Annotated in this window: 28 protein-coding genes; 11 read left to right on the forward strand and 17 right to left on the reverse strand. The window is 61.9% G+C overall.

Annotated features, from left to right (window positions below; translation table 11 throughout):
* The 4 genes from dpaL to arcC all read left to right on the forward strand — a co-directional run.
* A partial coding sequence (gene dpaL, locus Q0K06_RS00005) for a diaminopropionate ammonia-lyase (protein WP_294546894.1) occupies positions 1-1,045 on the forward strand: 1,045 nt, incomplete at its 5' end.
* A 49-nt stretch (positions 1,046-1,094) separates the two neighbouring features.
* Entirely contained in the window at positions 1,095-2,486 is a 1,392-nt protein-coding gene (locus Q0K06_RS00010; RefSeq protein WP_294546897.1) for a YgeY family selenium metabolism-linked hydrolase, read from the forward strand.
* Between the two features lie 80 nt (positions 2,487-2,566).
* On the forward strand, positions 2,567-3,766 hold the full coding sequence (ygeW, locus tag Q0K06_RS00015; RefSeq protein ID WP_294546900.1) for a knotted carbamoyltransferase YgeW: 1,200 nt from the start codon (positions 2,567-2,569) through the stop codon (positions 3,764-3,766).
* A gap of 136 nt (positions 3,767-3,902) precedes the next feature.
* The gene (gene arcC / locus Q0K06_RS00020) at positions 3,903-4,847 is read left to right on the forward strand and encodes a carbamate kinase (RefSeq protein ID WP_294546903.1); all 945 of its coding nucleotides are present in this window, start codon (positions 3,903-3,905) and stop codon (positions 4,845-4,847) included.
* A 112-nt stretch (positions 4,848-4,959) separates the two neighbouring features.
* On the opposite strand, the gene Q0K06_RS00025 is transcribed toward arcC, so the two are convergent.
* The 9 genes from Q0K06_RS00025 to Q0K06_RS00065 form a co-directional block, all read right to left on the reverse strand.
* Positions 4,960-5,760 (reverse strand): RnfABCDGE type electron transport complex subunit B, encoded by an 801-nt coding sequence (locus tag Q0K06_RS00025; protein WP_294546906.1) that lies wholly within the window; start codon positions 5,758-5,760, stop codon positions 4,960-4,962.
* A 12-nt stretch (positions 5,761-5,772) separates the two neighbouring features.
* Positions 5,773-6,378: an electron transport complex protein RnfA gene (locus Q0K06_RS00030; protein ID WP_294546908.1), complete on the reverse strand. Its 606-nt coding sequence runs from the start codon at positions 6,376-6,378 to the stop codon at positions 5,773-5,775.
* 3 nt (positions 6,379-6,381) lie between these two features.
* Positions 6,382-7,062, reverse strand: coding sequence for an electron transport complex subunit E (locus Q0K06_RS00035; protein ID WP_294546911.1), 681 nt, complete (start codon positions 7,060-7,062; stop codon positions 6,382-6,384).
* Position 7,063: 1 nt separating this feature from the next.
* Entirely contained in the window at positions 7,064-8,452 is a 1,389-nt protein-coding gene (locus Q0K06_RS00040; protein ID WP_294546914.1) for an FMN-binding protein, read from the reverse strand.
* Positions 8,449-9,351: an RnfABCDGE type electron transport complex subunit D gene (locus Q0K06_RS00045; RefSeq protein WP_294546917.1), complete on the reverse strand. Its 903-nt coding sequence runs from the start codon at positions 9,349-9,351 to the stop codon at positions 8,449-8,451. Before Q0K06_RS00045 ends, Q0K06_RS00040 begins: the two co-directional genes overlap by 4 nt.
* Positions 9,348-10,637, reverse strand: coding sequence for an RnfABCDGE type electron transport complex subunit C (locus tag Q0K06_RS00050; RefSeq protein ID WP_294546920.1), 1,290 nt, complete (start codon positions 10,635-10,637; stop codon positions 9,348-9,350). The genes Q0K06_RS00045 and Q0K06_RS00050 overlap by 4 nt, the downstream gene beginning before the upstream one ends.
* A gap of 140 nt (positions 10,638-10,777) precedes the next feature.
* Positions 10,778-11,830, reverse strand: a complete 1,053-nt coding sequence (locus Q0K06_RS00055; RefSeq protein WP_294546922.1) for an FAD:protein FMN transferase — start codon at positions 11,828-11,830, stop codon at positions 10,778-10,780.
* Positions 11,827-12,408 (reverse strand): Gx transporter family protein, encoded by a 582-nt coding sequence (locus Q0K06_RS00060; protein ID WP_294546924.1) that lies wholly within the window; start codon positions 12,406-12,408, stop codon positions 11,827-11,829. The genes Q0K06_RS00055 and Q0K06_RS00060 overlap by 4 nt, the downstream gene beginning before the upstream one ends.
* On the reverse strand, positions 12,405-12,788 hold the full coding sequence (locus Q0K06_RS00065; RefSeq protein WP_294546926.1) for a NusG domain II-containing protein: 384 nt from the start codon (positions 12,786-12,788) through the stop codon (positions 12,405-12,407). Before Q0K06_RS00065 ends, Q0K06_RS00060 begins: the two co-directional genes overlap by 4 nt.
* Positions 12,789-13,211: 423 nt before the next feature.
* Between Q0K06_RS00065 and Q0K06_RS00070 the strand changes: the two genes are divergently transcribed.
* Positions 13,212-14,477 (forward strand): putative DNA modification/repair radical SAM protein, encoded by a 1,266-nt coding sequence (locus tag Q0K06_RS00070; RefSeq protein ID WP_294546928.1) that lies wholly within the window; start codon positions 13,212-13,214, stop codon positions 14,475-14,477.
* The gene (locus Q0K06_RS00075; RefSeq protein WP_294546930.1) at positions 14,477-15,280 is read left to right on the forward strand and encodes a TIGR03915 family putative DNA repair protein; all 804 of its coding nucleotides are present in this window, start codon (positions 14,477-14,479) and stop codon (positions 15,278-15,280) included. Before Q0K06_RS00070 ends, Q0K06_RS00075 begins: the two co-directional genes overlap by 1 nt.
* Before the next feature lie 61 nt (positions 15,281-15,341).
* Here the strand turns inward: Q0K06_RS00075 and Q0K06_RS00080 are convergent, their stop codons facing one another.
* Positions 15,342-15,536, reverse strand: coding sequence for a hypothetical protein (locus Q0K06_RS00080; RefSeq protein ID WP_294546932.1), 195 nt, complete (start codon positions 15,534-15,536; stop codon positions 15,342-15,344).
* 180 nt (positions 15,537-15,716) lie between these two features.
* On the opposite strand from Q0K06_RS00080, the gene Q0K06_RS00085 reads away from it, so the two are divergent.
* The 3 genes from Q0K06_RS00085 to Q0K06_RS00095 all read left to right on the forward strand — a co-directional run bounded on the left by Q0K06_RS00085 (position 15,717) and on the right by Q0K06_RS00095 (position 19,015).
* Positions 15,717-16,067 carry an Asp23/Gls24 family envelope stress response protein gene (locus tag Q0K06_RS00085; protein ID WP_294517919.1) on the forward strand — a complete coding sequence of 117 codons (351 nt, stop codon included), beginning with the start codon at positions 15,717-15,719 and terminating at the stop codon, positions 16,065-16,067.
* Between the two features lie 43 nt (positions 16,068-16,110).
* Positions 16,111-17,769: a DAK2 domain-containing protein gene (locus Q0K06_RS00090; RefSeq protein WP_294546934.1), complete on the forward strand. Its 1,659-nt coding sequence runs from the start codon at positions 16,111-16,113 to the stop codon at positions 17,767-17,769.
* Between the two features lie 67 nt (positions 17,770-17,836).
* Positions 17,837-19,015 (forward strand): MalY/PatB family protein, encoded by a 1,179-nt coding sequence (locus tag Q0K06_RS00095; protein WP_294546936.1) that lies wholly within the window; start codon positions 17,837-17,839, stop codon positions 19,013-19,015.
* Between the two features lie 271 nt (positions 19,016-19,286).
* Here Q0K06_RS00095 and Q0K06_RS00100 read toward each other — a convergent pair whose 3' ends face one another.
* From Q0K06_RS00100 to Q0K06_RS00120, 5 genes are all read right to left on the reverse strand, one after another.
* On the reverse strand, positions 19,287-20,009 hold the full coding sequence (locus Q0K06_RS00100) for an amino acid ABC transporter ATP-binding protein (RefSeq protein ID WP_294546938.1): 723 nt from the start codon (positions 20,007-20,009) through the stop codon (positions 19,287-19,289).
* Positions 19,996-20,676 (reverse strand): amino acid ABC transporter permease, encoded by a 681-nt coding sequence (locus tag Q0K06_RS00105; protein WP_294547244.1) that lies wholly within the window; start codon positions 20,674-20,676, stop codon positions 19,996-19,998. The genes Q0K06_RS00100 and Q0K06_RS00105 overlap by 14 nt, the downstream gene beginning before the upstream one ends.
* A 117-nt stretch (positions 20,677-20,793) precedes the next feature.
* Complete coding sequence (locus tag Q0K06_RS00110; protein ID WP_294546940.1) at positions 20,794-21,681, reverse strand: transporter substrate-binding domain-containing protein; 888 nt, start codon at positions 21,679-21,681, stop codon at positions 20,794-20,796.
* Between the two features lie 202 nt (positions 21,682-21,883).
* On the reverse strand, positions 21,884-22,762 hold the full coding sequence (locus tag Q0K06_RS00115) for a GNAT family N-acetyltransferase (RefSeq protein ID WP_294546942.1): 879 nt from the start codon (positions 22,760-22,762) through the stop codon (positions 21,884-21,886).
* Between the two features lie 58 nt (positions 22,763-22,820).
* Positions 22,821-23,735, reverse strand: coding sequence for a phosphatidylglycerol lysyltransferase domain-containing protein (locus Q0K06_RS00120; RefSeq protein WP_294546947.1), 915 nt, complete (start codon positions 23,733-23,735; stop codon positions 22,821-22,823).
* Positions 23,736-24,011: 276 nt separating this feature from the next.
* Here Q0K06_RS00120 and Q0K06_RS00125 point away from each other — a divergent pair, with 276 nt between their 5' ends.
* A complete protein-coding gene (locus Q0K06_RS00125; RefSeq protein WP_294546950.1) occupies positions 24,012-24,254 on the forward strand; it encodes a hypothetical protein in 243 nt (80 codons plus the stop codon).
* A gap of 218 nt (positions 24,255-24,472) precedes the next feature.
* Positions 24,473-24,715 (forward strand): hypothetical protein, encoded by a 243-nt coding sequence (locus Q0K06_RS00130; RefSeq protein ID WP_294546952.1) that lies wholly within the window; start codon positions 24,473-24,475, stop codon positions 24,713-24,715.
* Between the two features lie 111 nt (positions 24,716-24,826).
* On the opposite strand, the gene Q0K06_RS00135 is transcribed toward Q0K06_RS00130, so the two are convergent.
* Positions 24,827-25,672 (reverse strand): DegV family protein, encoded by an 846-nt coding sequence (locus tag Q0K06_RS00135; protein ID WP_294546954.1) that lies wholly within the window; start codon positions 25,670-25,672, stop codon positions 24,827-24,829.
* A 60-nt stretch (positions 25,673-25,732) separates the two neighbouring features.
* On the reverse strand, positions 25,733-26,209 hold the full coding sequence (locus tag Q0K06_RS00140) for a MarR family transcriptional regulator (RefSeq protein ID WP_294546957.1): 477 nt from the start codon (positions 26,207-26,209) through the stop codon (positions 25,733-25,735).
* Between the last annotated feature and the right edge of the window lie 93 nt (positions 26,210-26,302).

Raw genomic sequence — 26,302 nt, forward strand, 5'->3', positions numbered from 1 at the left:
GGACGAGAGCTACCGCTTCGGCCTCAACGCCTTCAAGGTGCTGGGCGGCTCCTTCGCCATGGCCCGGTACATCGCCAAGGAGATGGGCCGGGACGTGTCCGACATGACCTATGACTATCTCACCAGCGAGGCCTTCCGCAAGGAGTTCGGCCAGGCCACCTTCTTCACCGCCACCGACGGCAACCACGGCCGGGGCGTGGCCTGGGCCGCCAACAAGCTGGGCCAGAAGGCCGTGGTCCACATGCCCAAGGGCTCCAGCCAGTCCCGCTACGACAACATCGCCAAGGAGGGCGCCCAGGTCACCATCGAGGACGTCAACTACGACGACTGTGTCCGCATGGCCGCCGCCGAGGCCGAGCAGACCGAGCACGGCGTCATCGTCCAGGACACCGCCTGGGAGGGCTACGAGGAGATCCCCTCCTGGATTATGCAGGGCTACGGCACCATGGCCAGCGAGGCCGCCGAGCAGCTGCGCCAGTGCGAGGTGAACCGCCCCACCCATGTGTTCGTCCAGGCCGGCGTGGGGTCCCTGGCCGGCGCTGTGGTGGGCTACTTCACCAACCTCTACCCCAATAACCCGCCCAAGTTCGTGGTCATGGAGGCCGCTGCCGCCGACTGCCTGTACAGGGGCGCGGTGGCCGGGGACGGCTCTCCCCGCATCGTCACCGGCGACCTCCAGACCATTATGGCCGGTCTGGCCTGCGGCGAGCCCAACACCCTGTCCTGGGACATCCTGCGCAACCACGTCACCGCCTTCGTCTCCTGCCCCGACTGGGTGTCCGCCAAGGGCATGCGGATGCTGGGCGTGCCCGTGAAGGGCGACCCGGTGGTCATCTCCGGCGAGTCGGGCGCCGTGGGCATGGGCGTGCTGGACGCCATCATGTCCGACGACGCCTATAAGGACCTCCGGGAGGCCCTGGAGCTGGACCGCTTCAGCCAGGTGCTCATGTTCTCCACCGAGGGCAACACCGACCCGCTGAAGTTCCGCCGGGTGATTTGGGACGGCGAGTACCCCACCACCGACTCTCCCCAGCGCGCATACTGAGCAGAGAAAACGTTTGGGATGGAACACACTGAAATGGAGGACGAATACCATGGATTTTGAGCAGATCAAGAAGGTTTCCGAGAGCTACCGCGCCGACATGACCCGCTTCCTGCGGGAGATGATCTCCTACCCCAGCGAGAGCTGCGAGGAGAAGGAGGTCGTGGCCTGCATCAAGCGGGAGATGGAGAAGCTGGGCTACGACGAGGTGGAAGTGGACGGCCTGGGCAACGTCATCGGCTGGATGGGCCAGGGCGACAAGATCATCGCCATCGACTCCCATATCGACACCGTGGGCATCGGCAACATCAACAACTGGACCCACGACCCCTACAAGGGCTATGAGGACGACGAGGTCATCTACGGCCGCGGCGGCTCCGACCAGGAGGGCGGCATGGCCTCCGCTACCTACGGCGCCAAGATCATGAAGGACCTGGGCCTCATCCCCGAGGGCTACAAGATCATGGTCGTGGGCTCCGTTCAGGAGGAGGACTGCGACGGCATGTGCTGGCAGTACATCGTCAACAAGTTCTTCCCCGCCAAGGGCATCAAGAAGGAGCAGGTGGAGTTCGTTATCTCCACTGAGCCCACTGACGGCGGCATCTACCGCGGTCACCGCGGCCGCATGGAGATCCGTGTGGACGTGAAGGGCGTCTCCTGCCACGGCTCCGCCCCCGAGCGCGGCGACAACGCCATCTACAAGATGGCCGACATCCTTCAGGACGTCCGCGCCCTCAACGAGAACGACGACGCCGACGACAAGGAAGTCAAGGGCCTCGTGAAGATGCTCAACCCCAAGTACAACCCCGAGCACTACGAGGACGCCCGTTTCCTGGGCCGCGGCACCTGCACCACCAGCCAGATCTTCTACACCTCTCCCAGCCGCTGCGCTGTGGCCGACTCCTGCTCCATCTCCATCGACCGCCGCATGACCGCCGGCGAGACCTGGGATTCCTGCCTGGATGAGATCCGGAACCTGCCCAACGTGAAGAAGTACGGCGACGACGTGAAGGTGTCCATGTACATGTACGACCGTCCCTCCTGGACCGGCGAGGTGTACGAGACCGAGGCCTACTTCCCCACCTGGATCAACAAGGAGAACGCCGCCCACGTCCAGGCTCTGGTGGACGCCCACCACGCCCTGTTCGGCGAGGAGCGCATCGGGCCCGAGGGCGCCATGCACCTGCGTCACCGTCCTCTGATCGACAAGTGGACCTTCTCCACCAACGGCGTTGCCATCCAGGGCCGTTACGGTATCCCCTGCGTTGGCTTCGGCCCCGGTGCTGAGAGCCAGGCCCACGCCCCCAACGAGATCACCTGGAAGCAGGACCTGGTCACCTGCGCCGCCCTGTACGCCGCCGTGCCCGGCCTGTACAAGGAGGAGAACAAGACCGCCGATGTGTCCCAGTTCCGCGCCGGCAAGACCGATAATGACATTAAGTAAGAACCGCTGAGCAAAGCGTAACATACAGAAGCGCTGAACCCACCAAAACAATTTAAATATTTGAAAAGGAGTCGATCCACATGGACGCCAAACTGCAGGCCTATATTGACAAGCTGAACGCGCTGAACTTCAAGGAGATGTACGAGGGCGACTTCTTCCTGACCTGGGAGAAGACCGACGACGAGCTGGAGGCCGTGTTCACCGTGGCCGACGCCCTGCGCTACATGCGTGAGAACAACATCTCCACCAAGATCTTCGAGTCCGGCCTGGGCATCTCCCTGTTCCGCGACAACTCCACCCGTACCCGCTTCTCCTTCGCCTCCGCCTGCAACCTGCTGGGCCTGGAGGTCCAGGACCTGGACGAGGGCAAGAGCCAGATCGCTCACGGCGAGACCGTCCGTGAGACTGCCAACATGATCTCCTTCATGGCCGACGTCATCGGCATCCGTGACGATATGTACATCGGCAAGGGCAACGCCTACATGCACGAGGTTGTGGACTCCGTCACCCAGGGCCACAAGGACGGCGTGCTGGAGCAGAAGCCCACTCTGGTCAACCTGCAGTGCGACATCGACCACCCCACCCAGTGCATGGCCGACATGCTGCACATCATCCACGAGTTCGGCGGCGTGGAGAACCTGAAGGGCAAGAAGGTCGCCATGACCTGGGCCTACTCCCCCAGCTACGGCAAGCCCCTCTCCGTGCCCCAGGGCGTCATCGGCCTGATGACCCGCTTCGGCATGGACGTTGTCCTGGCCCATCCCGAGGGCTATGAGGTCATGCCCGAGGTCGAGGAGGTCGCCAAGAAGAACGCCGAGAAGTCCGGCGGCACCTTCACCAAGACCAACTCCATGGCCGAGGCCTTCAAGGACGCCGACATCGTGTATCCCAAGAGCTGGGCTCCCTTTGCCGCTATGGAGGAGCGCACCGACCTGTACGCCAAGGGCGACAGCGACGGCATCAAGGCTCTGGAGAAGCGCCTGCTGGCCCAGAACGCCGAGCACAAGGATTGGTGCTGCACCGAGGAGCTGATGAAGACCACCAAGGACGGCAAGGCTCTGTACCTGCACTGCCTGCCCGCCGACATCAACGGCGTCTCCTGCGTGGACGGCGAGGTCGAGGCCACCGTGTTCGACCGCTACCGTGACCCCCTGTACAAGGAGGCCTCCTACAAGCCCTACATCATCGCCGCCATGATCTTCCTGGCCAAGTGCAAGGATCCCCAGGCCGTCCTGAAGGCCCTGGAGGAGCGGGGCGCCAAGCGCCAGTTCAGCCTGTAAGCAGTCCCATCCATACGGGCAGGGGCAGGGAGCCACCCTCTCCCCCTGCCTCTGCCCAGTCCCCGGCCCGCCCGCAGATACGGCACTCGGTATGTGCGGCCGGGCCGGGGTTTTCTTTCACAGGAGGTAATATTTTATGGATAAAAAACGCATTGTTATTGCGCTGGGCGGCAACGCCCTGGGCAGCAACCTGCCCGAGCAGATGATCGCTGTCAAGCAGACCTCCAAGGCCATCGCCGACCTCATCGAGGAGGGCCATGAGGTGGTCATCGCCCACGGCAACGGCCCCCAGGTGGGTATGATCCAGGCCGCCATGACCGAGCTGACCCGCTCCAACCCGGAGAAGTACATTCCCTGTCCCCTGTCCGTGTGCGTGGCCATGAGCCAGGGCTACATCGGCTATGACCTCCAGAACGCCCTCCGTGAGGAGCTGCTGGACCGGGGCATCAACAAGGGCGTGGCCACCGTGCTGACCCAGGTGGAGGTAGACCCCGCCGACCCCGCCTTCAAGAATCCCACCAAGCCCATCGGCGCCTTCATGACCAAGGAAGAGGCCGACAAGATGGTGGCTGAGCGGGGCTATGACATCATTGAGGACGCCGGCCGCGGCTACCGCCGTGTGGTAGCCTCCCCCAAGCCCCAGGGCATCGTGGAGATTGACACCATCCAGGCACTGGTGGAATCCGACCACGTGGTGGTGGCCTGCGGCGGAGGCGGCATTCCTGTGTTCACCACGCAGGGGCACCATCTGAAGGGCGCCGCCGCAGTCATCGACAAGGACTTCGCCTCCTGCGTCCTGGCCCAGCAGCTGGACGCCGACTGCCTCATCATCCTCACCGCCGTGGAGAAGGTGGCCATCAACTTCGGCAAGCCCGACCAGAAGTGGCTGGACTCCCTCACCCCCGACGAGGCCCGCAAGTACATGGACGAGGGCCACTTCGCCCCCGGCTCCATGCTGCCCAAGGTCCAGGCGGCGGTCCAGTTCGCCCAGTCCAAGGAGGGACGCACAGCCCTTATCACCCTGCTGGAGAAGGCCAAGGACGGCATTGCCGGCCGCACCGGCACCCGCATCCAGGCCTGACGGCTTCGCCCTGTAATAAGCGCGCCCCCGCTGTTACGGCGGGGGCGCGCTCTCATACGGCCGAAAGTCAAAAAAGGAGGCGCGTCCAGCGGACGCGCCTCCTTTTGACATATTACAGCTTCTCGGTAAAGCTCATGCAGCCGGTGGGGCAGTTTTCCACACAGGTGCCGCAGCCGGTGCACTTCATGGGGTTGACCTGGGCCAGGCAGTGGTCCATGGTAATGGCCCCCTCGGGGCACACCTTGCTGCACTTGCCGCAGCCGATGCAGCCGGCCTTGCACACGTCCATAACGGCCTTGCCCCGGTTGTAGTTGGAGCAGCGGTCAAAGACCTTCTGCTTCTTGGGGAAGATACCGATGACATGGTTGGGGCAGGTCTTTTCGCACAGGCCGCAGCCGATGCAGGCATCCCGGTCCACCACGGCCACTCCCTTTTCAATGCGGATAGCCTGCTGGGGACAGACGGAGACGCAGTCGCCGTTGCCCAGGCAGCCAAAGGCGCAGGCGCCGGCGCCGCCGAAGAGCAGCTTGGCGGCGGCGCAGCTGTGGACGCCCTCATAGTTCATGCGGGCCTGGGTCTTTTCGCAGGTGCCGCCGCAGCAGACCACGGCCACCCGCTCCTCCACGGAGCCGGCCTCCACGCCCAGCACACCGGCCACCTGAACGGCGCAGCCGGCGCCGCCGGGGACGCACAGGTTGGTGCGCTTCTCCTCGCCGGAGGCCAGAGCCTTGGCATAGCCGTCGCAGCCGGCATAGCCGCAGGCGCCGCAGTTGGCGCCGGGCAGGCACTCACGGATGGCGGGGAACATGGGGTCTTCCTTCACCGCCATAACGGTGGACGCGATGACCAGCATGACGGAGCAGATGATTGCGATGATAACAACCAGAATAACTGCAAACAGAATCGGATTCATGCCGTCACCCCCTTAATTTCCAAACAGCGTCTCCACCACGCCGGCGAAGCCGTTGAAGGAGGCGGCCACGATAGCGGCGGAGACCAGAGTGATGGGCAGGCCCTTGAAGGAGTCGGGGGCGTCGCAGGTCTCGGTGCGCATGCGGACGCCGGCGAAGATGACCATGGCCAGGAAGAAGCCCAGGCCGGAACCGAAGGAGTTGGCCATGGACTGGGCGAAGTTGTAGCCCTCGGTAATGTTCAGCACGGTGACGCCCAGCACGGCGCAGTTGGTGGTGATGAGGGGCAGGTAGATGCCCAGGGACTTATACAGGGCGGGAATGTACCGCTTCAGGATGATCTCCACCAGCTGCACCAGGGCGGCGATGACCAGGATGAACACGATGGTCTGGAGATAATCCATGTTGTTGGGGGTGAGCAGGAAGGTCTGAATAGGCCAGGTGACGGCAGTGGCCAGCAGCATGACGAAGATAACGGCGATGGACATACCGGTGGCCTGGTCCAGCTTTTTGGACACGCCCAGGAAGGGGCAGATGCCCAGGAAGCGCTGCAGCACGTAGTTGTTGACGAAGACAGCGCTCATGATGATAAAGAGGAGGTTTCCCCAATCCAGTTCCATTCCTTAGGCCTCCTTTCCAATCTTACCGCACACAGCGGCGTTGGGACAGTTGCCGCAGCCGGTGGCGGCGTGCTTCACTTTCCCGTGGGTAATCCTGGCCACCAGGGCGATGAGGCAGCCGAACACGAAGAAGCCGCCGGGCGTCTGGGTCAGGATAGGAATATTGTAGCTGGAGAAGAAGGGCACGGAGATGCCGGCGAAGGTACCGGAGCCCAGCACCTCGCGGATGGTGGACATGACCAGCAGGGTCAGGGTGAAGCCGATGCCCATGCCGATGCCGTCCAGGGCGGACTCGCCCACAGTGTGCTTGCTGGCGAACATCTCAGCCCGGCCCAGGATGATGCAGTTGACCACGATGAGGGGCAGGTACACGCCCAGGGCGTTGTACAGGTCCTGGAAGTAGGCCTGCACCAGCATCTGAACCACGGACACGAAGCCGGCGATGACCACGATGTAGCAGGGGATACGGACGGAATCGGGGATGATCTTCCGCAGCAGGGAGATTAGAATGTTGGAGCAGATCAGGACGATGGCAGCCGCAATGCCCATGCCGATGGCGGTGGACACCGAGGTGGTGGTGGCCAGGGTGGGGCAGGTGCCCAGCACCAGGACCAGAACGGGGTTCTCCTTGATGATGCCGTTGGTCAGAATGGAGAGCTTGGAAGGTGCGTTATTTGCTTTCATCTCAGCCCGCCTCCTTTACAGTCTGGAGATTGGCGATGGCCAGGTTGACAGCGTCCTTCACGGCAGAGGAGGAGATGGTGGAGCCGGAGATGCTGTCCACCTCGTCAGCGCTGGTCACGCCGGCAAACTGGCTGGTGAAGTCCTCCTCGCCGGCCAGGGTGCCCAGGCCGGGCGTCTCCTGGGAGCAGTCAGCCACAACGCCCAGAATGGTGTCGTCAGCGTCAAAGAGCACGGCAACCTTGATCTCGGACATCATGCCCTGAGCGGCGCCGTATACCACAGTGCCCGCGTCGGACACCTTGCCGCCGGCCACATCGGTGAAGGATGCGCCGGGGTAGTACTGGGCCAGCACATCGTCGGTCAGGTTGGCGGGAGCCTCGGCAGCCCCGGCGGTCTCGCCGCCCTTGTCCGCGTCAGAGCCGCCGGTGGAGCCGCCGGTGACGGCATCAGCCGCCTTTACGGTCTCCAGATTGGCAATGGCGATGTCCACAGCGCCCTTGATGGCGTCGGAGGTGATGGTAGCGCCGGAGACGCTGTCCACCTCGCTGCCGCTGGAGACGCCGATAAAGCTGTCCATAAACTCGCCCTCACCCAGAGGCTGGCCATAGCCGGGGGTCTCGGAGGAGGTGTCAGCGATGGCGCCGATGATCTTGCCGTCGGCGTCAAAGAACACGGCCACGTTCACGGGGCCCATCATGCCGGTCTCGGAGGCGTACACCACGGTACCCGCGTCGGACACCTTGCCGCCGGCCACGTCGGTGAAGGATGCGCCGGGGTAATACTGAGCCAGCACATCGTCGGTCAGGTTGGCAGGAGCCTCATACACCGTGGCCTCCACGGTGCCGCCGGTGGCCAGGGTGTAGGCGTCAAAGGCGGCCTGGATGGCAGTTTTCATGCCGTTGGAGGACATGGTGGCGCCGCTGGTGGCCTGGATGCCGGAGGCGTCGGTCATACCGATGAGCTGCTGCTGGAAGGCAGAGCCGTCGTCAGTGACCACGGTGCCGATGCCCTGGCTTTCGCCGTGGCTGAGGACTTTGGTGCCGGTAATGGCGCCGCTGCTGTCCAGACCCACCATGACGGACATGTCGCCGCCGTAGCCCCGGCCAGTGGCGGTGACCACATAGCCCGCGCCGTTGCCGGCGACCTGAATCTCAGTGACGCCCTCGGGCAGCTCCACGTCGCTCATAACCTGGAAGTCGCTGCCTTCGGGGAGCACCACCTGGAGGGCGGCCTGGGCGGCTGCGGCCTCCTGGGCGGCGATAACGGGGGCGGTGAGCTGGTTGGTGACGGCCAGCGCCGCGGTGATGACAAGGCCGATGCAGGTCAGCACCACAATGGGAGCCAGGAGCTTCCAGACCTTGTTCTCCTCCTTGTTTGGCTTCTGAATCATGCCTTTTCACCTCCAAACGCCTTGTGCTTGGTCAGCTTGTCAATGTGGGGCGTGAGAATGTTCATCAGCAGGATGGCGTAGCTGACGCCCTCGGGGGTAGCGCCCCAGAGGCGGACCATCATGGTCAGCAGGCCGCAGCCCACGCCGTAGATCAGCTTGCCCACATTGGTCATGGGGGAGGTGGTGTAGTCGGTAGCCATAAAGATGGCGCCCAGGAGCAGGCCGCCGCCCAGGAGCTGGATGGACAGGTCCTGCTGGGCGATCAGGGAGACAACAGCCACGGTGCCGATGTAAGCCACGGGGATATGCCAGGAGATGACCTTCCGCACCAGCAGGTAGATGCCGCCGATGATGAGGGCCAGGGCGCAGGTCTCGCCCAGGGAGCCGGCGTGGTTGCCCAGGAACATGACGGCCAGGCCGGGGTTGGCGGCGCCGTCGGCCAGGGGAGTGGCGGTGGAAACACCGTCCAGACTGAAGGTGGTCATAGCGCCGTTGAAGCCGCAGATGAGCAGCACCACGCGGGCGGTGATGGCGGGGTTGGCGAAGTTCTGGCCGATGCCGCCGAAGAGCTGCTTGACCACCACGATGGCGATAACGCTGCCCAGGGCGGCAATCCACAGGGGGATGTCGTAGGGCAGGCAGAAGGAGAGCAGCACGCCGGTGACCACGGCGGACAGGTCCGTGATGGTGACGGGCCGTTTGACCGCCTTCTCAAAGATAAACTCGGAGAGCACCGCGGCGGCCACGCACACAACGGTAACCAGCAGGGCGTCGATGCCAAAAATCACAATGGACGCAATGAACGCAGGAGCAAGGGCGATGAGCACGTCCCGCATGATAGACTGGGTGTCGTCCTTGGCCCAGATGTGGGGCGCGGGGGTTACGGAGAGCAGCTTCACTGCTTGCTCACCTCCTTCTTGGGCTGGCTGGCCAGGAACCGCTTGGCCAGCTTGTTGTTGGTGACCAGATCGCGGCGGGCGGGGCACACATAGGCGCAGCAGCCGCACTCGATGCACAGGTCGGCGCGGATGCTCCGCAGCCACTCCACATCCCGCTGCTCATAGGCCTTGGAGATTTCAAAGGCCATCAGATTCATGGGGCAGTGGTCCACGCAGCGGCCGCAGCGGATGCAGGCGGTGGTGGCGGGCTTGGCGGCGTCCTTCTCGTTGAGGGCCACGAAGCCGTTGTTGTTCCACAGCAGGGGGAAGTCCAGGTCGGGCAGGGCGATACCCATCATGGGGCCGCCGGCGAAGATCTTGGCGGGCTCACCCTTGAAGCCGCCCACAGCGGCGAACAGGTCGCCCACAGGGGTGCCGATGGGGGCCGTCACCACGCCGGGGGTCTTGACGGCGGAGCCGTCCACAGACACGGTCTTGCTCACCAGGGGCATGCCGGTGCGCAGATACCGTGCAATAAAGGCGGCGGTATTCACGTTGAGCACGATGCAGCCGGCGTCCTTGGGCAGCTTGCCGCCGGGGACGGTACGGCCGGTGGTCTCGTGGATGAGCATCTTTTCAGCGCCCACGGGGTAGTACTCCCGCAGCTGCTTGATCTCCACGCCCTCCATGCCCTGGAAGGCCTCTGCCAGGCCCTGAGGGGGATGCTTGACGCCCACAATGGCCTTCTCGATGCCCAGCATCTGCTTGACGATGCGGACGCCCTCGGCCATGTCGGCGGCGTAGTCCCGCATGGCGATGTAGTCCACCGTGCAGTAGGGCTCGCACTCGCTGCCGTTGATGATCAGCCGGTCCACAGTGGCGTTGAGCTTCACCCAGGTGGGGAAGCCGGCGCCGCCCAGGCCCACCAGCCCGCTCTTGCGGACGGCGCTGAGCAGCTCCTCCATGTTGGTAACAGTGGGGACCTCAATGCCGTCCCAGACGGTCTGCTGTCCGTCGGAGGCGATGACAATGCAGTCCACCACGCTGCCGTTGGGCATGCGGAGGGACTCGATTCCCTCCACCGTGCCGGACACACTGGCGTACATGGGTACGCCAATGCCTTGCCCCTGGGAGGCAATCGGCTGGCCAACGGCCACCGTGTCGCCCTTCTTCACCAGAATGGTACTGGTGTTGGCGCCCAGAAGCGACAGGGGTATCCGGACCCGCGCGGGCGCCGTCATCTGCACGGGGGTGCAGGAGGCGGTGTTTTTATGACCCGCCAGGCGGATTCCTTTTCCCATTCCCATAGTTCTTGACCACTCCTTTTCTAAAAGGCACGCGGCGTCCCGCGTGATTTGGGACAAATTCTGACACTTTTGTTATGCTCCGCGTTCCGCGGGGTACTGCCGGACACGGGGCAAGCGCCGCTCCCTCTCTCGAAGGGCGCTCAGCCGTTGTTCAGCAGGGTCAGACGATCGTTAAGCCCGGATGTCCAGCTGACCTGGTCATCCCGGGTGATAAAGACGGCTTCCACGCCGTCCAGGCCCTCCACAAAGGCGGTCCCCTCCTCCAGCCCCATGGCGAACACAGTGGTGGAGAGGGCGTCGGCGTCAAAGGCGTCGCTGGCCAGTATGGTGATGCCCGCCAGCTCGTTTTGCACGGGCCAGCCGGTGGAGGTGTCCAGAATGTGGTGATAGCGCACGCCGTCCAGATCAAAGCCCCGCTCGTAGATGCCGCTGGTGACCACAGCGCTGTCGCTGACCGGCACAACGGCGATGCTCTCGCCGGTGGTGGAGTCGGGGTCCTGAATGCCAATGTTCCAGTCGGAGCCGTCGGGCTTGGAGCCGATGACGAGCACATTGCCGCCGAAGTTGAGCATGCCGCAGGTGATGCCCCGATCCACCAGGAAATCCTTGATGCGGTCGGTGATGTACCCCTTGGCGATGGCGCCCAGGTCAATGGTCTCCCCCGCAGGGAGCTGGACCCCCTCGTCGTTCACATCCACCTTGGTGTAGTCCACGTGAGACGCGGCCTCAGCCAGTTCGGCCGCGTCGGGCAGCACACCCCGGTTCTCGCCGGTGAAATCCCACAGGGCCACACAGGGCTCAATGGTGATGTCAAACTTGCCGTCGGAGAGCGCGGAGTACTCCAGGGACTTCCTGATAATGTCCAGGGTGTCCTGGCTGACGGCCACCCGCTCGCCGTCTGCGTGGTTGATCTTCCACACATCGGAGCCCTCCTTGGTCTTGCTCAGCAGGTCGTCATACCGCTGGCACTCGGCCATGGCGTCATCCAGAAGGCTCTCGTCGTCGGTGTAAGCCTCAATGGTGATGACGGTGTCAAAGAAAAAGCCCACGCGGCTCTGCTTGGGCAGGCCCGCCTCCACAGTGGAGCCGGCGGTGGGCGCCGCTGAGGTCCCAGCGCCCTGGGGCTGACAGCCGGAGAGCAGGCTCAGGGCCAGCAGGCCGGCCAGAGCGGCGGCGATGGTACGGTGTTTCATTTATGTTCCTCCTGGGGATGCTCCTGTTTGGGTTCCTTGCCCGGCATGGACACGTTCTCCAGCCCGGAGGCCCGGAGCCCCTGAATGGCGTATTTGCCTGCAATGCCGGTGAGGACGCCGGTGACTACGGCGGCTACCAGCAGGAAGGGCACATAGCCCATGAGCGCGGCGGTGTTGACCATGAAGGCGGCCACGGCGGTCTGGCCCACATTGTGGAACACAGCGCCCACCACGGACACGCCGATGATGGACACGCCGCTGCCGCCCAGCTTCTTGACCAGCAGCATCATCACCAGGCTGCACAGTCCGCCGCCAAAGCTGAACATCATGGCGGACACGCCGCCGTACATCAGCCCGGACAGGCCCACTTTTAAGACCATGAGCAGGAAGGCGCTTTTGACGTCCAGCAGGTAGATGGCGTAGAGCAGCACCGTATTGGCCAGGCCCAGCTTGATGCCGGGGATGCTGCCTGGCATGGGAATCAGGTGCTCAATATAGCCAAGAACCACGGCTGCCGCCGTGAGAAGGGCCATGCGGGTCAGCCAGCGGACCGCCTGATGGTTCCTCCGCCGGTTCATGCGGTCTCCTCGCTGGCCAGACGCAGCTCGATGGAGATGCCGTTGGGCAGGCATACGATCCAGTTGCGCATGGGCCGGGTGTCCACGTTATCCTCAGTCATGGTGCCCTGCTCCACGCAGTCCTGATTCTCACAGGTGGAGTCAGCCATATACACCTTGCCGTCCTTAATCTGAATGTGGTTGACCATGCCGCTGCCCTGGTCGATTTCAATCAGCTTGTCCTCACTGAGGGGATCGGCCTCATAAAGGGCGTCGTTGACATAGATGTAGACGAAATCTTCCAGTCCGCTCCCGCGGGACTGAAACAGATTGGCTGCCATAAATGCGGCAAAAGCTACAACCAGTACCGCCGCAATAATGACGATGTCACGTTTCTTCATGGAAGTGCTGTCCTCCAAGCATGTGTTCATTTGGGCGTGAAGCTGATGCGGAGACAGGTTCTGCCGCCCCCGCGCGGAATTCCATAGCCGTTGCGGCCTGGGGGAACAAAACCGGCTTTGCCATATGTTTGCATGACAAAGCGCCCGTCGAAACGAGCTGTATTAGTATACCGCGACTTAGCCGGATTCGCAAGCAGTTTATACAATATTTGTTCACTTTTCTCCCGGCCTTTTCCCATTTTTACTACAATGCCCTTAATTCAAGCAAAAAAGACGGGGAGTTTGTGAAATTTGTAGCATAATTGACCAAGGGGGCTGGTATTCGTTTTATTCATTCGGAAATGTATTCCTGTGCTTGACAAACATCTGTTCTAATGCCATAATATTCGTACAAACGTTCCTATACTTTTGGAGGGCTGTCCCATGGAGCTGATGGATAAGCTGACCATACTCACCGACGCGGCAAAATATGACGCCGCCTGCACCTCCAGCGGGCTGGATCGGGCGGGCCGTCCGGGGACCATGGGCTCCACCATGGCCGCGGGCTGCTGCCACTCCTTCTCCGCTGACGGGCGGTGCATCTCCCTGCTGAAGGTGCTGCTCACCAACCGCTGCATCTACGACTGCCAGTACTGCGTCAACCGCCGGTCCAACGACGTGCGCCGCACCGCCTTCACCCCCCGTGAGCTGTGTGAGCTCACCATCGGCTTCTACCGGCGCAACTATATCGAGGGATTGTTCCTGTCCTCCGCCGTGTGGGGCAGCCCGGACAAAACCACCGAGCTGATGATTGAGACCCTGCGTCTGCTGCGGGAGGAGTACGCCTTCGGCGGATACATCCACGCCAAGGCCATCCCGGGGGCCGCCCCCCTCCTCACCCACCGGCTGGGCCTGCTGGCCGACCGGCTCTCGGTAAACATCGAGCTGCCATCGGAGCAGTCCCTGGGCCTCCTGGCCCCCGACAAGGCCAAGACCTCCATCCTCACCCCCATGGCCCAGATCCGGGACGGCATCGCCGCCTCCAAGGGTGAGCTGGCCCTGTCCCGAAAGGCGCCCAAATTCGCCCCGGCAGGCCAGTCCACCCAGATGATTGTGGGGGCTACGCCGGAGACAGACTTTCAAATTCTCCGCCTTACCGAGGGGCTGTACAAGAAATACCAGCTCAAGCGGGTGTTCTTCTCTGCCTATATGCCGGTGTCAAACAGCAAGCTCCTCCCCGCTCCCCAGGGCTTCAAGCCGCCCCTGCTGCGGGAGCACCGGCTCTATCAGGCAGACTGGCTGCTGCGGTTTTACCACTTTGAGGCCAGCGAGCTGCTGGACGAGGCCCACCCCAACTTCAACCCTCTGGTGGACCCCAAGTGCTCCTGGGCACTGGCCCACCCGGAGTTTTTCCCCGTGGAGGTGAACACCGCCGACTATGAGGTTCTGCTGCGGGTGCCGGGGGTGGGCGTCACCTCGGCCCGGCGGATTCTCTCCGCCCGGCGGTGGGGGGCCCTCACCTTTGCGGGGCTGAAAAAGCTGGGGGTGGTGCTCAAGCGGGCCCAGTATTTCCTCACCTGTTCGGGAAAGACGGCGGAGGGCCTGCGGGTGAAGGAGGACGGCATCCTCCGCCATCTGGTGGCACTGGAGCGGCCCATGCTCTCCAGGGAGGCGCCGGAGCAGCTGAGCCTGTTTGAGGAGACGGGATAATGGGAAACTATGACATGACGGGCTGGCCCCAGGTGGCCTATACCTACGATGGTACCTTTGACGGCTTTCTCACCTGCGTCTACGAGAGCTACGTCCACCGCGAGCGGGCGGCGGCATTCTCCGCCCCGGGCCAGGCCCAGATCTCCCTGTACCCCGGACGGCCGGTGGAAACTCACCCGGAACACGCCCGGCGGGTGCGGCAGTCCCTGCCGCGCCGGCTGTCTCCCCGGGGGGCCCGGCTGGTGACATACGGCTTTCTCACCGCCCTGCCTGACCGGGAGCAGAGCCTGTACGACTTCCTGGCTCTGGGGTTCCGGCGGGGGCCGTCAGTGCTCCACGACCTGACCGACCAGCGTGTGTTTGTCCTGGACCGGGCGGTAAAGCACCTGACGGGGGAGGCCCATCTTCTGAAGGGGTTTATCCGCTTTTCCGACCAGAGCGGCGTCCTGGTGGCGGAGATTGAGCCCAAAAACCGGGTGCTTCCCCTGCTGCGGACCCACTTCTGCGCCCGGTACCCGTCGGAGGCCTTTGTCATCTACGACCGCACCCACCGGGAGGCCCTCTTCTACCGGCCGGGAGAATGGGCCATCGTGCCCCTGGAGAACTTTCGGGCGGCCGGGCCGGACAAAAGCGAGCGGGACTGGCGGGCCCTGTGGCGGCGGTTCTACCACACCGTGTCCATCGAGGGGCGGTACAATCCCCGCTGCCGCATGACCCACATGCCAAAGCGGTACTGGGGCTGCATGACAGAGTTTCAGACGGAGGACACGGAGCGGCCAGCCCTGCCGCAGCGGCCGGAGTAGAGGCGCAGGGTGCAAAACAAAAACAGGGACCGGAGCGGAGCTCCGGTCCCTGTTTTCGCGCTTACTCCTCGTCCCAGTCGGCGTAGTCGTCGTACTCAGAGCGGCAGCAGCATGCTCTCTTTTCGGCGATTTTGTCCCGGGCGCAGCCTAAAAACGCGGTAATCTTGTCCCAGTAGGCGATGACGCAGCAGGCAGCGGCGGCCACTACCATGCAGACAGCCACCAGTTTCAGCACAAATTGGACGACCTTTCTCATGTCTGTCGCCTCCTATTATGAAATGATGGTAATAGTGTACACGTTTTTTGCACAAATTACAATGACCTGTACAAACTTTTTCCCTTGTATTTTGAACGGAAATAGAATAAAATAAAGGAACGAATGAGAAGAAACCAGCTGCCTCACGGCAGTCATTTTCCATAGAAAGGAAGGATCCCCATGAAGCTGCAGACCGAAAAGGGCGAGATACGCATCAGCAGTGATGTGTTCAGCAACATCACCGGCGCCGCCGCCACCAACTGCTATGGCGTCAAGGGCATGGCTGTGCGCTCCACCACCGACGGGCTGGTGCATCTGCTGCGCAGAGAGTCTATGGCCAAGGGCGTCAAGGTCCGCTATCACGACGACTCCACTGTCTCCATTGAACTCCATATCATCGTGGACAACGGCGTCAACCTGACGGCTGTGTCCCGCTCTATCATGAGCGAGGTCAAGTACGTGGTCAGCCGCACCACCGGCGTGGAGGTCCGCAACGTGGACGTCTACATTGATTCCATGGTGATCGGCTGAGAATGCGCTCCGCCGGACATGTATGACAGAAAGGAACATCGACATGAGAGATACCATTGACGGGGCGTCGTTTCAGCGGATGGTGATTCACGCCGCGGCCTCCATCAATTCACGCAAGCAGGAGATCAACGAACTCAACGTTTTCCCTGTGCCTGATGGCGACACCGGCACCAATATGTCCCTGACCATCTCCACCGCCGCGGCGGAGATGAAGAAGAAGGCCGCGTCCACCGTGGGCGAGGCCGCCGCCATGAACGCCTCCGCCCTGCTGCGGGGTGCCCGCGGCAACTCCGGCGTCATCCTGTCCCTGCTGTTCCGGGGCTTCTCCAAGGCCGTGAAGGACAAGGAGACCATTGACGGCCGGGATCTGGCCGTGGCCCTGGACTGGGGCGTGGCCGCCGCCTACAAGGCGGTTATGAAGCCCGCCGAGGGCACTATTCTCACGGTCTCCCGCCTCTCTGCGGCTCAGGCCGCCGCCACTGCCCGGGAGAACAACAGCGTAGAGGCTGTCCTCCAGGCCGCCATTGAAGAGGGCCACATCGCCCTGGACAACACCATCAACCAGAACCCGGTGCTCAAGAAGGCCGGCGTGGTAGACGCCGGCGGCAAGGGCTTCCTGGTGATTCTCCAGGGTATGCTGGACGAGCTGCGGGGCGAGCCCATGCCCGAGGGCTCCGATGACGGCGCTCCCGCCGCCCCCAAGGACCGGGCCGACTTTGAGAGCTTCTCCACCGAGGAGATCAAGTTCGGCTACTGCACCGAGTTCATCTGCGCCCGGGACAACAAGAAGAAGGACCCGGAGGCCCTCCGGGGCTTCCTCAACGCCCTGGGCGACTCTCTGGTGCTGGTGGAGGACGACGATATCATCAAAGTCCATGTCCACACCAATCACCCCGGCAAGGTGCTGGAGGAGGCCCTGACCTACGGCGCCCTCCAGACTGTGAAGATTGAAAACATGCGCAACCAGCACAGCGAGATTCTGGAGGAGGCGGCCGCCCAGCAGGCGCCCGCCCAGGAGGAGCACAAGGCTGCCGCGCCGGAGAAGCCCTATGGCTTTGTGGCGGTGTGCGCCGGCGAGGGCGTGGCTGCCGTGTTCCGGGATCTGGGCGCCGACGGCATCATCAGCGGCGGCCAGACCATGAACCCCTCCACCGAGGATATTATGCGGGAGATCGACAAGACACCCGCCGAGGTGGTCTTTGTTCTGCCCAACAACAAGAACATCATTATGGCTGCCGAGCAGTGCACCCGCCTGGTGGAGGGCAAGCAGGTTGTGGTCCTGCCCAGCAAGACCGTCCCCCAGGGCATCTCCGCCATGCTGGCCTTTGACCCGGACAGCTCCGTGGAGGAGAATACCGAGGCCATGTCCGAGGCGCTCAAGCGGGTGAGTACCTCTGAGATCACCTATGCCGCCCGGGACTCCGATTTTGACGGCTTTGCCATCAAGCAGGGGGATTATCTGGCGCTGGCTGAGCACCAGCTCTTCGGCACCGACAAGGATATCTATGCCCTGCTCCGCCGTCTGGCTGAGGCACAGCCCCAGCAGGACGCCGAGTTTATCACTGTGTTCTACGGAGAGGACGTGCAGGAGGCCGACGCCCAGAAGGCCCTGGCTATTTTCCAGGAGGCCTGTCCCAAGGCGGAAATTACCCTTCTGGCCGGCGGACAGCCTGTGTATTATTACATGATCTCCGCTGAATAACGCATTTACGCGCACGGGGGCGGCCGGCTGGCCGCCCCTGTTTTTATGAAAAAGGGAGGACTTCGCAATGTACGACTTTACCACCCTCCGCCCCCGGCGGAACATGGGCGCGGAGAAATGGTCCGCATTTGAGGCCATGAATGTGGATAACCCGGCCCTGGTTCCCTATTCGGTGGCGGATATGGAGTTTGCCGCGGCCCCTCAGATTACCGCCGCCATCCAGAAGGCCGCTTCCTTCGGCGTCTACGGCTACACCATTGCCGATGGCCCCTATAAGCAGGCGGTGTGCCGCTGGATGGCACGGCGCCACCACTGGAGCGTGGAGCCGGAGTGGATATTCCAGACCTTCGGCGTAGTGCCTGCCATGAATCTGGCTGTCCACGCCCTGACCCTGCCCGGCGAGGGGGTCGTCATCCAGCCGCCGGTGTACCCGCCCTTCCGCAGGGTGGTGGAAAACACCGGCCGCAGAGTATGGGAGAACCCTCTGAGGCTGGAGAACGGCCGGTATGTCATGGACCTGGAGAGCCTGGAGACGCTGGCAGCCCGGCCTGACGTGAAGCTGTTCTTCCTCTGCTCCCCCCACAACCCGGTGGGCCGGGTGTGGACCAGAGAGGAGCTCCAGGCGGCGGCGGACATCTGCGCCCGCCACGGCGTCACTGTGTTCTCTGATGAGATTCACGCCGACTTTGTCCATCCCGGGCATGTCCACACCCCTTTTGCCGCCCTGGACGGTCCCGCCGCCCAGGGGTGCATCGTGGGCACCTCCGCCAGCAAGAGCTTCAACCTGGCCGGACTGGCCACCGCCAACATCATTGTCCCTGACGATGGCCTGCGCGCCGCCCTGCTGGACAAGCAGGTGGGGTATACGGGAGAGTATACAAACTACTTCGGCCTGGCTGCCACCCGGGCCGCCTATGAGGAGGCGGAGGACTGGCTGGAGGAGCTTCTGGAGGTAATCCGGGGCAATTATGAGTACTGCAAGGCGTTTCTCAGGGAGAAATTCCCCTCCGTCATCACCTATCCCATGGAGGGAACCTATCTCATGTGGTGCGACTTCCGCAGCCTGGGCCTGACGCCGGAGGAACAGGAGAAGTTCTTCCTCTCCTGCCAGCTCTGCCTGGACGAGGGCTATATCTTCGGCCCCCAGGGCGCGGGTTTTGAGCGCATCAACCTGGCCTGTCCCCGCCAGTGCCTGGAGGCGGCCATGGAGCGCCTGGACCGGGCGGCGGAGGGGCTGCCCCGCTGAGTGTTTTACCTGTGAAAGCTCTGCCTCGGTATGGTGCTTTTTGCCCCATATTGTCTTGCTTTTCGAACTAGATGCTTAAATGATAAACATATTGACTTCTTCTGAAAGGAAGTTATGCTCAGGACGCGGCCTGCGCTGTCGTGCCGGCGTTCGCCCCCCCCTGAACCCATGCGGAAGGCGGCCCGCCTGCCCTGCCGGGCCTGAGTGCAGTCTGAACTGCAAATAAAAAAGTCCCGGGAGAGAAGAGAACTTCTCTCCCGGGACTTTTGCATTACAGCACCTTGGACAGGAAGTCGATGGTGCGCTGCTCCTTGGGGTTTGCGAAAAAGGCGTGGGGCTCGTTCTGCTCCAGAATGTGGCCGCCGTCCATAAAGAGCACCCGGCTGCCCACCTCACGGGCAAAGCCCATCTCGTGGGTGACCACCACCATGGTCATGCCCTCATTGGCCAGCTCCTTCATGACGTCCAGCACCTCGCCCACCATCTCAGGGTCCAGGGCGGAGGTGGGCTCGTCAAAGAGCATCACCTTGGGCTTCATGGCCAGGGCGCGGACAATGGCGATGCGCTGCTTCTGGCCGCCGGAGAGCTGGCTGGGGTAGGACTCGGCCCGGTCCTTCAGGCCCACCCGGTCCAGCAGCTTCATGGCGGTCTCATCGGCCTCTTCCTGGCCCATCAGCTTGGTCTGCACCGGGGCCAGCGTGATGTTTTTGCGGATGGTCATGTTGGGGAACAGGTTGAAGTGCTGGAACACCATGCCCATCTGCCGCCGGACGGCGTTGATGTCGGTCTTTTTGTCGTTGACTACGGTACCCTCAAAGATGATTTTGCCCTTGGTGGGGGTCTCCAGCAGGTTCATGCACCGCAGGAAAGTGGACTTGCCCGAGCCGGAGGGGCCGATGATAACCACCTTTTCTCCCTGTTCGATGTGCTCGGAGATGTCGTCCAGCACCAGGTGGCTGCCAAAGGACTTGCTCAGATGTTCAACGTCTATCACTGGTACGCAGCCTCCTTTCCATGCGGGCGAAGATGATGGACAGCACCTTGGTGATGCAGAAATAGGCCACGGCGATGATAAGCAGCGGGCCGAAGGCGTCGTATGTCTTGCTCTGAATGGCGGAGTAGACCTTGGTCAGGTCGGTCAGGGCGATGTAGCCCACCACGGCGGTCTCCTTCACCAGCACGATGAATTCGCTGGTATAGGTGGGCAGGCAGTTCTTGATGGCCTGAGGGAAAATGATGTGCCACATGGTCTGGGTCTTGGTGAGACCCAGGGAGCGGCCGGCCTCCATCTGTCCCGGGTCCACGGCGTTGATGCCGGAGCGGTAGATCTCTGCCATATAGGCCGAGGAGTTGAGGCCAAAGGCCACAATAGCCACCACCATTTTGTTGTCCGTGACGTTGAGGAGCACCACGTTGTACATAATCAGCAGCTGCACCACCACAGGGATGCCCCGGATGATGTCGATGTAGGCCTGGGCGGGCCAGCGCAGGATCTTGTATCTGGACAGCTTCATCAGGCACAGCACCATGCCCAGCACGGTGCTGATGCAGATGGCCCCCAGGGTGATGGACACCGTCACCCCCAGGCCGTCCAGGTACAGCCGCCACCGGTCCTGGTAGAGAAAGGCCTGATAGAGCTTGTCCAGCAGGTCGAGGAGCATTTCCACGGCAATCCCTGCCTCCTTGTTATAAATTGGTCATAGGGCGCAGGAGAGCCTGCTCCGCACAGGGGGCGGCGCAGGCTTCCTGGTATATCGCTTGGATTGTGGGCGCGGGGCTCAGGCCTGGGGCTTGGCCACCACGATGGACTGCACGGCCTCATAGTAGCCGTCGGTGAAGTTGGCGTTCTCCTCCCGCTCCTCGTTGCGGGTCAGGCCGGCGGCAATGAAGTCAATCCGGCCGGACTGGAGGGCGGGGATGAGGGCGTCGAAGTCCATATTCTCAATCTGCAAGTCGTAGCCCATGGTGGCGCAGAGATAGGTGGCGTAGTCAATGTCAAAGCCCACCGGATTTCCCGCGTCGTCCAGATACTCAAAGGGCTCGAACTCGCAGTTGGTTCCCATCACCAGGGTGCCCTTGGACTCATAAGCGGGCAGCTCGGGCAGCTGGGCATCCTCATTCTTGGAGATGTCCTTGTCCACAATGGCGTCGAAGGTACCGTTCTCCTTCAGGGTGGCCATGGCGGCGTTGAACTCCTCGGCCAGGGCGGCGCCCTCGTCGTTCTTCTGAGTAGCGATGGCGTAGGTCTCGCTCTCCTCGCTGGCGGGGAAGGGCAGCAGCATCAGCGCGTCAGGATTGGCGTCCACCAGGGACTGGGCGGGGTTGGTGTCGATGATGACGCAGTCCACGCGGCCGTTCATCAGCTCCATGCCGCACTGGGCGGCGGCCTTGAAGGCGCTGACCTCGGCGCCCTCGATGGCGTCAGCCACGTCGTTTCCGGTGGTGCCCTCCTGAACGGCAATCTTGGCGCCCTTCAGGTCGTCCACGGAGGTCCAGGCGGCGGGGCCGGTGACCTCAGCGGTCTGGCTCCCACTGGGAGCGGTGCTGCCGGAGGGAGCGGGGGTGCCGACGTCGTCGCCGGTGGTATCGCTGCCGCAGCCGGAGAGCAGGGAAAGGCTCATGCCGGCGGCAAGGGCAATTGCAAGAATTTTCTTCCAGGTTTTCATGCTCATTCTCTCCTTAGAATCCATCCGGGATTTTTGATTGACTGGATTATACACCTCATGCAGGAATAAAGCAAGTATTTTTTGGATTTTTGTGGGTTGCATTCAAAAATAGCTGAATGAATATTCAATATGAGACATTTTGACCAGTACGCGGAGAGAAAAGGGACCGGCGCCGCAGCCGCGGCGCCAGTCCCAAGGGTAATCAGTCAAAGCCAAGGCCGAAATAGCCCGCCCGCTCTTCGCTCCAGGCCTGTCGGAGGTCCTCTTTCAGCCATTTGATCATAGCGAAGGGCTGGATATAGCTGCCAGGCAATCCGTCCCAAAGAGCGGGGGTGCGGATGAAGTACCGGTCGGCCTGGAGGGATTCTTTGAGCAGAGAGACGGCGTTCTCCATCAGGGAGGGGGAAACCAGAAGCTCCTTGATGACCAGACTGCTGTTGCCGGTGTACTCCACAGCGGCGCAGCCCTCGCGGCCGTCAATGACCACCCGGTAGAGTCCGCCGCCGCTCAAGTGAGACACGCCCTCCTGAAAGGCCAGCAGCGCCTCGCCGTACTGGGTATGGAAGGTGCCTGCGAGAAGCCGCTCGCGCAGGCCGCCATAGGCGGCGGCGCCGACCGCCTCCAGACAGCTCCCGGCCGGGGCGGGAGGGATCATGCTCTCCAGCAGCTCCAGTTTCCGGGTAGAAAAGCAGTCGGTAAAGTCCACGGTCTCAAAGAACTTGAACAGACCTGCCTCAGCAGGCACCACGGTGATGCAGTCCACATCCCGTTCCCGCAGGTACAGCTCCGAGTACCGGAGCAGCGCGCGGCCATGGCCCTGCTTGCGGGCGTTGGGGTCGGTGGCAAGGGCGTACACATAGGCGGAGGACAGCCGCTCCCCGTCCGGCAGCTCCAGCTCCAGGGGCAGCAGGGCCAGCATGCTGCGCAGGACCCCGTCTTCTGTCAGAATCATAATGTCTTGCGGCTTGGCGCAGGTGCGGTAAAAAAGGTCGATATACGCCTCGTCGTCACCAAAGGCCGCCTTCCAAAGTGCCTTCTGATCCTTCAGCTCCTCCGCGTTGGAGGGACGGATCTCTACCATAGTATCACCCATCCTTCTATATTGAATGCTCGCCCCTTTGAGGCGGCGCCTGTGTGCCTTATGCCTGCCAGACTGCGCTGTATTTCTCCACCATCAGGTCGGGATAATAGGACTCCTTGGCCTTCCGCAGGCCCTCCACCCCCATGTCGTCCTCCCGGTTCAGGTAGCGGACGTTGGGGTGGTGTTCCCGCACCCAGCGGGCAAACTCACGGTTGATGATGGTGTAAGCGCCCTGAAGCTCGCCGTAGGCCTTCTCGAAGTGGACGTCATAGGTGTCGGAAGAGAGCATATCGCCCATCGTGAAGGCCACCACCTCACCGTATACCCGGATCAGCCCGCCCTCCAGGCCGAGCTCGTGGTAGTGGTCTATGGCCAGGCGGAGGGCGCGGCCCTCGTCGCCTAGGTCCCGCTCTTCGGCGGCGCCCTCCCGGATCATGCTCCGGCGGTACCACTCCTTATCCATCTCCAGGCACTCGGCCAGGGTGTCCGGGGTGATGGGCTCGTAGACCCAGGAGGGGTTGTTCTCCAGAAAGCGGTTGATATGGTTGCGCTTTCCGTGGAGCTTCTTGCCGCCCAAATCGGCCAGCCGGTCAATCTCATAGAGATAATCCCAGCCGTCCCGGTCGGCTTCAAACCGGAACTGGCCGGGGAACAGAGCCTCCAGCTCTTCGGTCTGCGCCTTGGGAATGCAGACCAGCCGCAGAGGCTGGCCCTGGGCCTCCGCATCAGCCCGGAGGGCGTTGATGATGGCTGTGCGGTCCCCGCTGCCGGCAGGGTAGAGGTAGCTGCAGCCCAGGCCGCCGCACAGGCGCACCAGGAGGAAATTGTCCGCCTGAGCCACTTGGTGGCGGTAGGCATCCTTCCAAGTATATAGGTTGGTAAAATTATATTCGCAGCCCCGGTAGTCGGAACGGCGGAGCAGCTGATCCATCCAGCCCTTATCCGCCAGCTGGGGCGTCCGAAAGTCTATCATAACAGGTATGCGCTCCAATGCTAAAAATTTTGCGCCGGATAAACTGCTGGCGCTTTCGTTTTATTGTACCACATTTCCTAGTTGGAGACAATGAATTTGTTACCAGAGCGGCATTTTTTTGCCGCCTGTATCCGACGGAAACAGAGAAAAAGAGAAGAGGAAATTGTGAACTTTTTCACGCAATAAAGGCGAAAAACAGAAAAGAATGTGAAGAAAATAACTCTGCTTCACAGAAAAAGAAAAATATGCTATGATAGGACAAAGGAGGGAGCATATATGACAGTCGTCCGAAAGTTCCACAGCGCGGAGGAACTCCGCCGCCTGCGCCGCATGGCCTGTTCCGTCCCTGAGGAGGTGCTGCTCCGGGAGCTGGAGGGGGACGCGCTGGCCGACGCCAAGTCCCTCATTGGCCTTTTTGCGCTGGATTACTCCCGTCCTGTCTGTATCGTTACCGACTCCCAGGACTTGCTCTCGCAGCTGGATTATCTGGACGAAAAGACGAAGTGTATGCCATCCTGAAATTAAGGACAAACTAAAGCTGTGAAAAATTGAACTCACGCCAATAATTATAGAATATAGGGTTAAAATTAGAACTCAAGAAATTTATTAATTAAAAAATAACGGGATAATAAGACATAAGATTCCGGTTAACTGGAAATGAAGATTGTGGAAAGCGACCATTGATTCAGACAAGCCTCTGATGATATACTGAGAGTGCCTAAAGGAGGTGACCTTAAATGGTTTTTGAAGCAAAGTTCGATTCCTTCAGCGAGATTGCCGAGGTGCAGAAGCTGGCCCAGGCAGTGGAAGAGCCGGTGTTTTTTGAGTCCGGGGACGGTTCTGTGCGCATTGACGCAGGGTCCTTTATCGGCCTGTTTGTACTGGACTTCTCCAAGCCGGTCAAGGTCGTCACCGACTCTGTGTATGTGATTCGCCGCCTGGAGCTGGCCAGCAGAGCAAAAGCGGCGCAGAAGGCATAAGCGCCTTCTCACAATAAAAATGAAATAAAGTGCGGCGCACTGTACAGACAGTGCGCCGCCTTTTATTTTATGATGGAGGGTTTCAGGCCACAGGTCTGGGACCCTCTCATATTATTGCTCTGCGCGGAAATAGACAATTCCGGTAGCGCCGGGACCGGCATGCGTGCCCACGACGCTGCCGATATCGCTGGTAAAGACAGTAGCGCCGGCGATGGCGCCGGCAAAGAAAGCCTGGCACTCGGCCATGGCCTCGGGGGCGTTGGAATGGCCGAAGCCCACGGGCAGAGACAGGTCTGGGGCCTCTTTTTCCATCCGCTTGGCAATCCACTGGAAGGCGGCCTTCCGGCCCCGGGCCTTGCCGATGCCCTCCACCAGCCCGTTCTCAATGGTGATGATGGGGGAGATGCCCAGCAGTCCGCCTACCACAGCGGTGGCGGTGGAGATGCGCCCGCCCATCTTCAGGTACTTCAGGGTGTCTACCACAGCCAGCAGGCGCACCCGGCCCGCCAGCGCCTCCAGGCGGGCGGCAAGCTCTCCCGCAGACAGCCCCTGGTCCCGCAGGGAGGCGGCCACCTCCACCAGCAGACCCAGAGCAAAGGTTACAGTACGGGAGTCCACAATGTGAATTTTGTCCTCGCCGTCCACCATATCCCGGGCGATAAGGGCGCTCTGGCAGGTGCCGGACATAGCCCCGGAGATAAAGATGCCCACAATTTCATCCCCCTGGTCCAGGTATTTCCGGAACAGGGCGGCAAAGACCTCCGGGTTGATCTGAGAGGTGGTGGGCAGGGTCTCCGCCTTGGACAGCCGATCGTAGAACTCCGCGTTGGTGATGTCCACGCCGTCCCGGAAAATCTCCTGGCCGAACTGGACCGAGAGGGGAATGACGTCCACCCCAATGGCCTCCCGGCGCTGGGGAGAGAGATCGCTGGTGCTGTCGGTGATAATACGGATCATTTCAAATACCTCCTGCTGCATGCTGGCAGCATCATACTGTGCGTTTCTGAAAAAACGGCTTTATGCCTCCGCTCCGGCATAGGAGGAGAACATCTTCTCGCGGAAAAACAGGGATACCTGCCCCAGCGCCCTGACAAAGACCTGCGCCTCCTCCTGGGTGAGAAAGCCGAGCAGATTCTCCACCATCTCCTCGTGGAAGCGTTCATGGGCCTGGTTGGCATGGCGGGCCTTCTCCGTGGGAAGGATACGCACGACGCGCTTGTCGTGCTCGTCCCGGCGGCGGATTAAATAGCCCTTTCGCTCCAGCAGCGACACTGCTGTGGTCAGCGTACCCGCAGTTACCCGCTGGGCCGCAGCAATGGCGGTGGCCCGGTTGTCCAGCCCCTGGTCCGCCGCGCGGCAGACCTCTTCAATCAGGTGGAGCTCCCGAAGGGACAGCTCCTTCCGCTCGCTGGAGAGGGCCAGCTCCTCGGTCTTGAGAATATCGTGAAATACCTCAACTAAAAAGCGGTTGAGTTCCTCCCGGTGCTGATCCACGGCGTTCGCCTCCTTTTTATGTTGTTTATGTTGCGGCCATACCCTGCGGATACAGCACACAGCGCTTTATTCAGCAGACATTATATAAAGGGA

The sequence above is a fragment of the uncultured Pseudoflavonifractor sp. genome, from assembly GCF_944387805.1.
In the GTDB taxonomy this organism is placed as follows: Bacteria; Bacillota; Clostridia; order Oscillospirales; family Oscillospiraceae; genus Pseudoflavonifractor.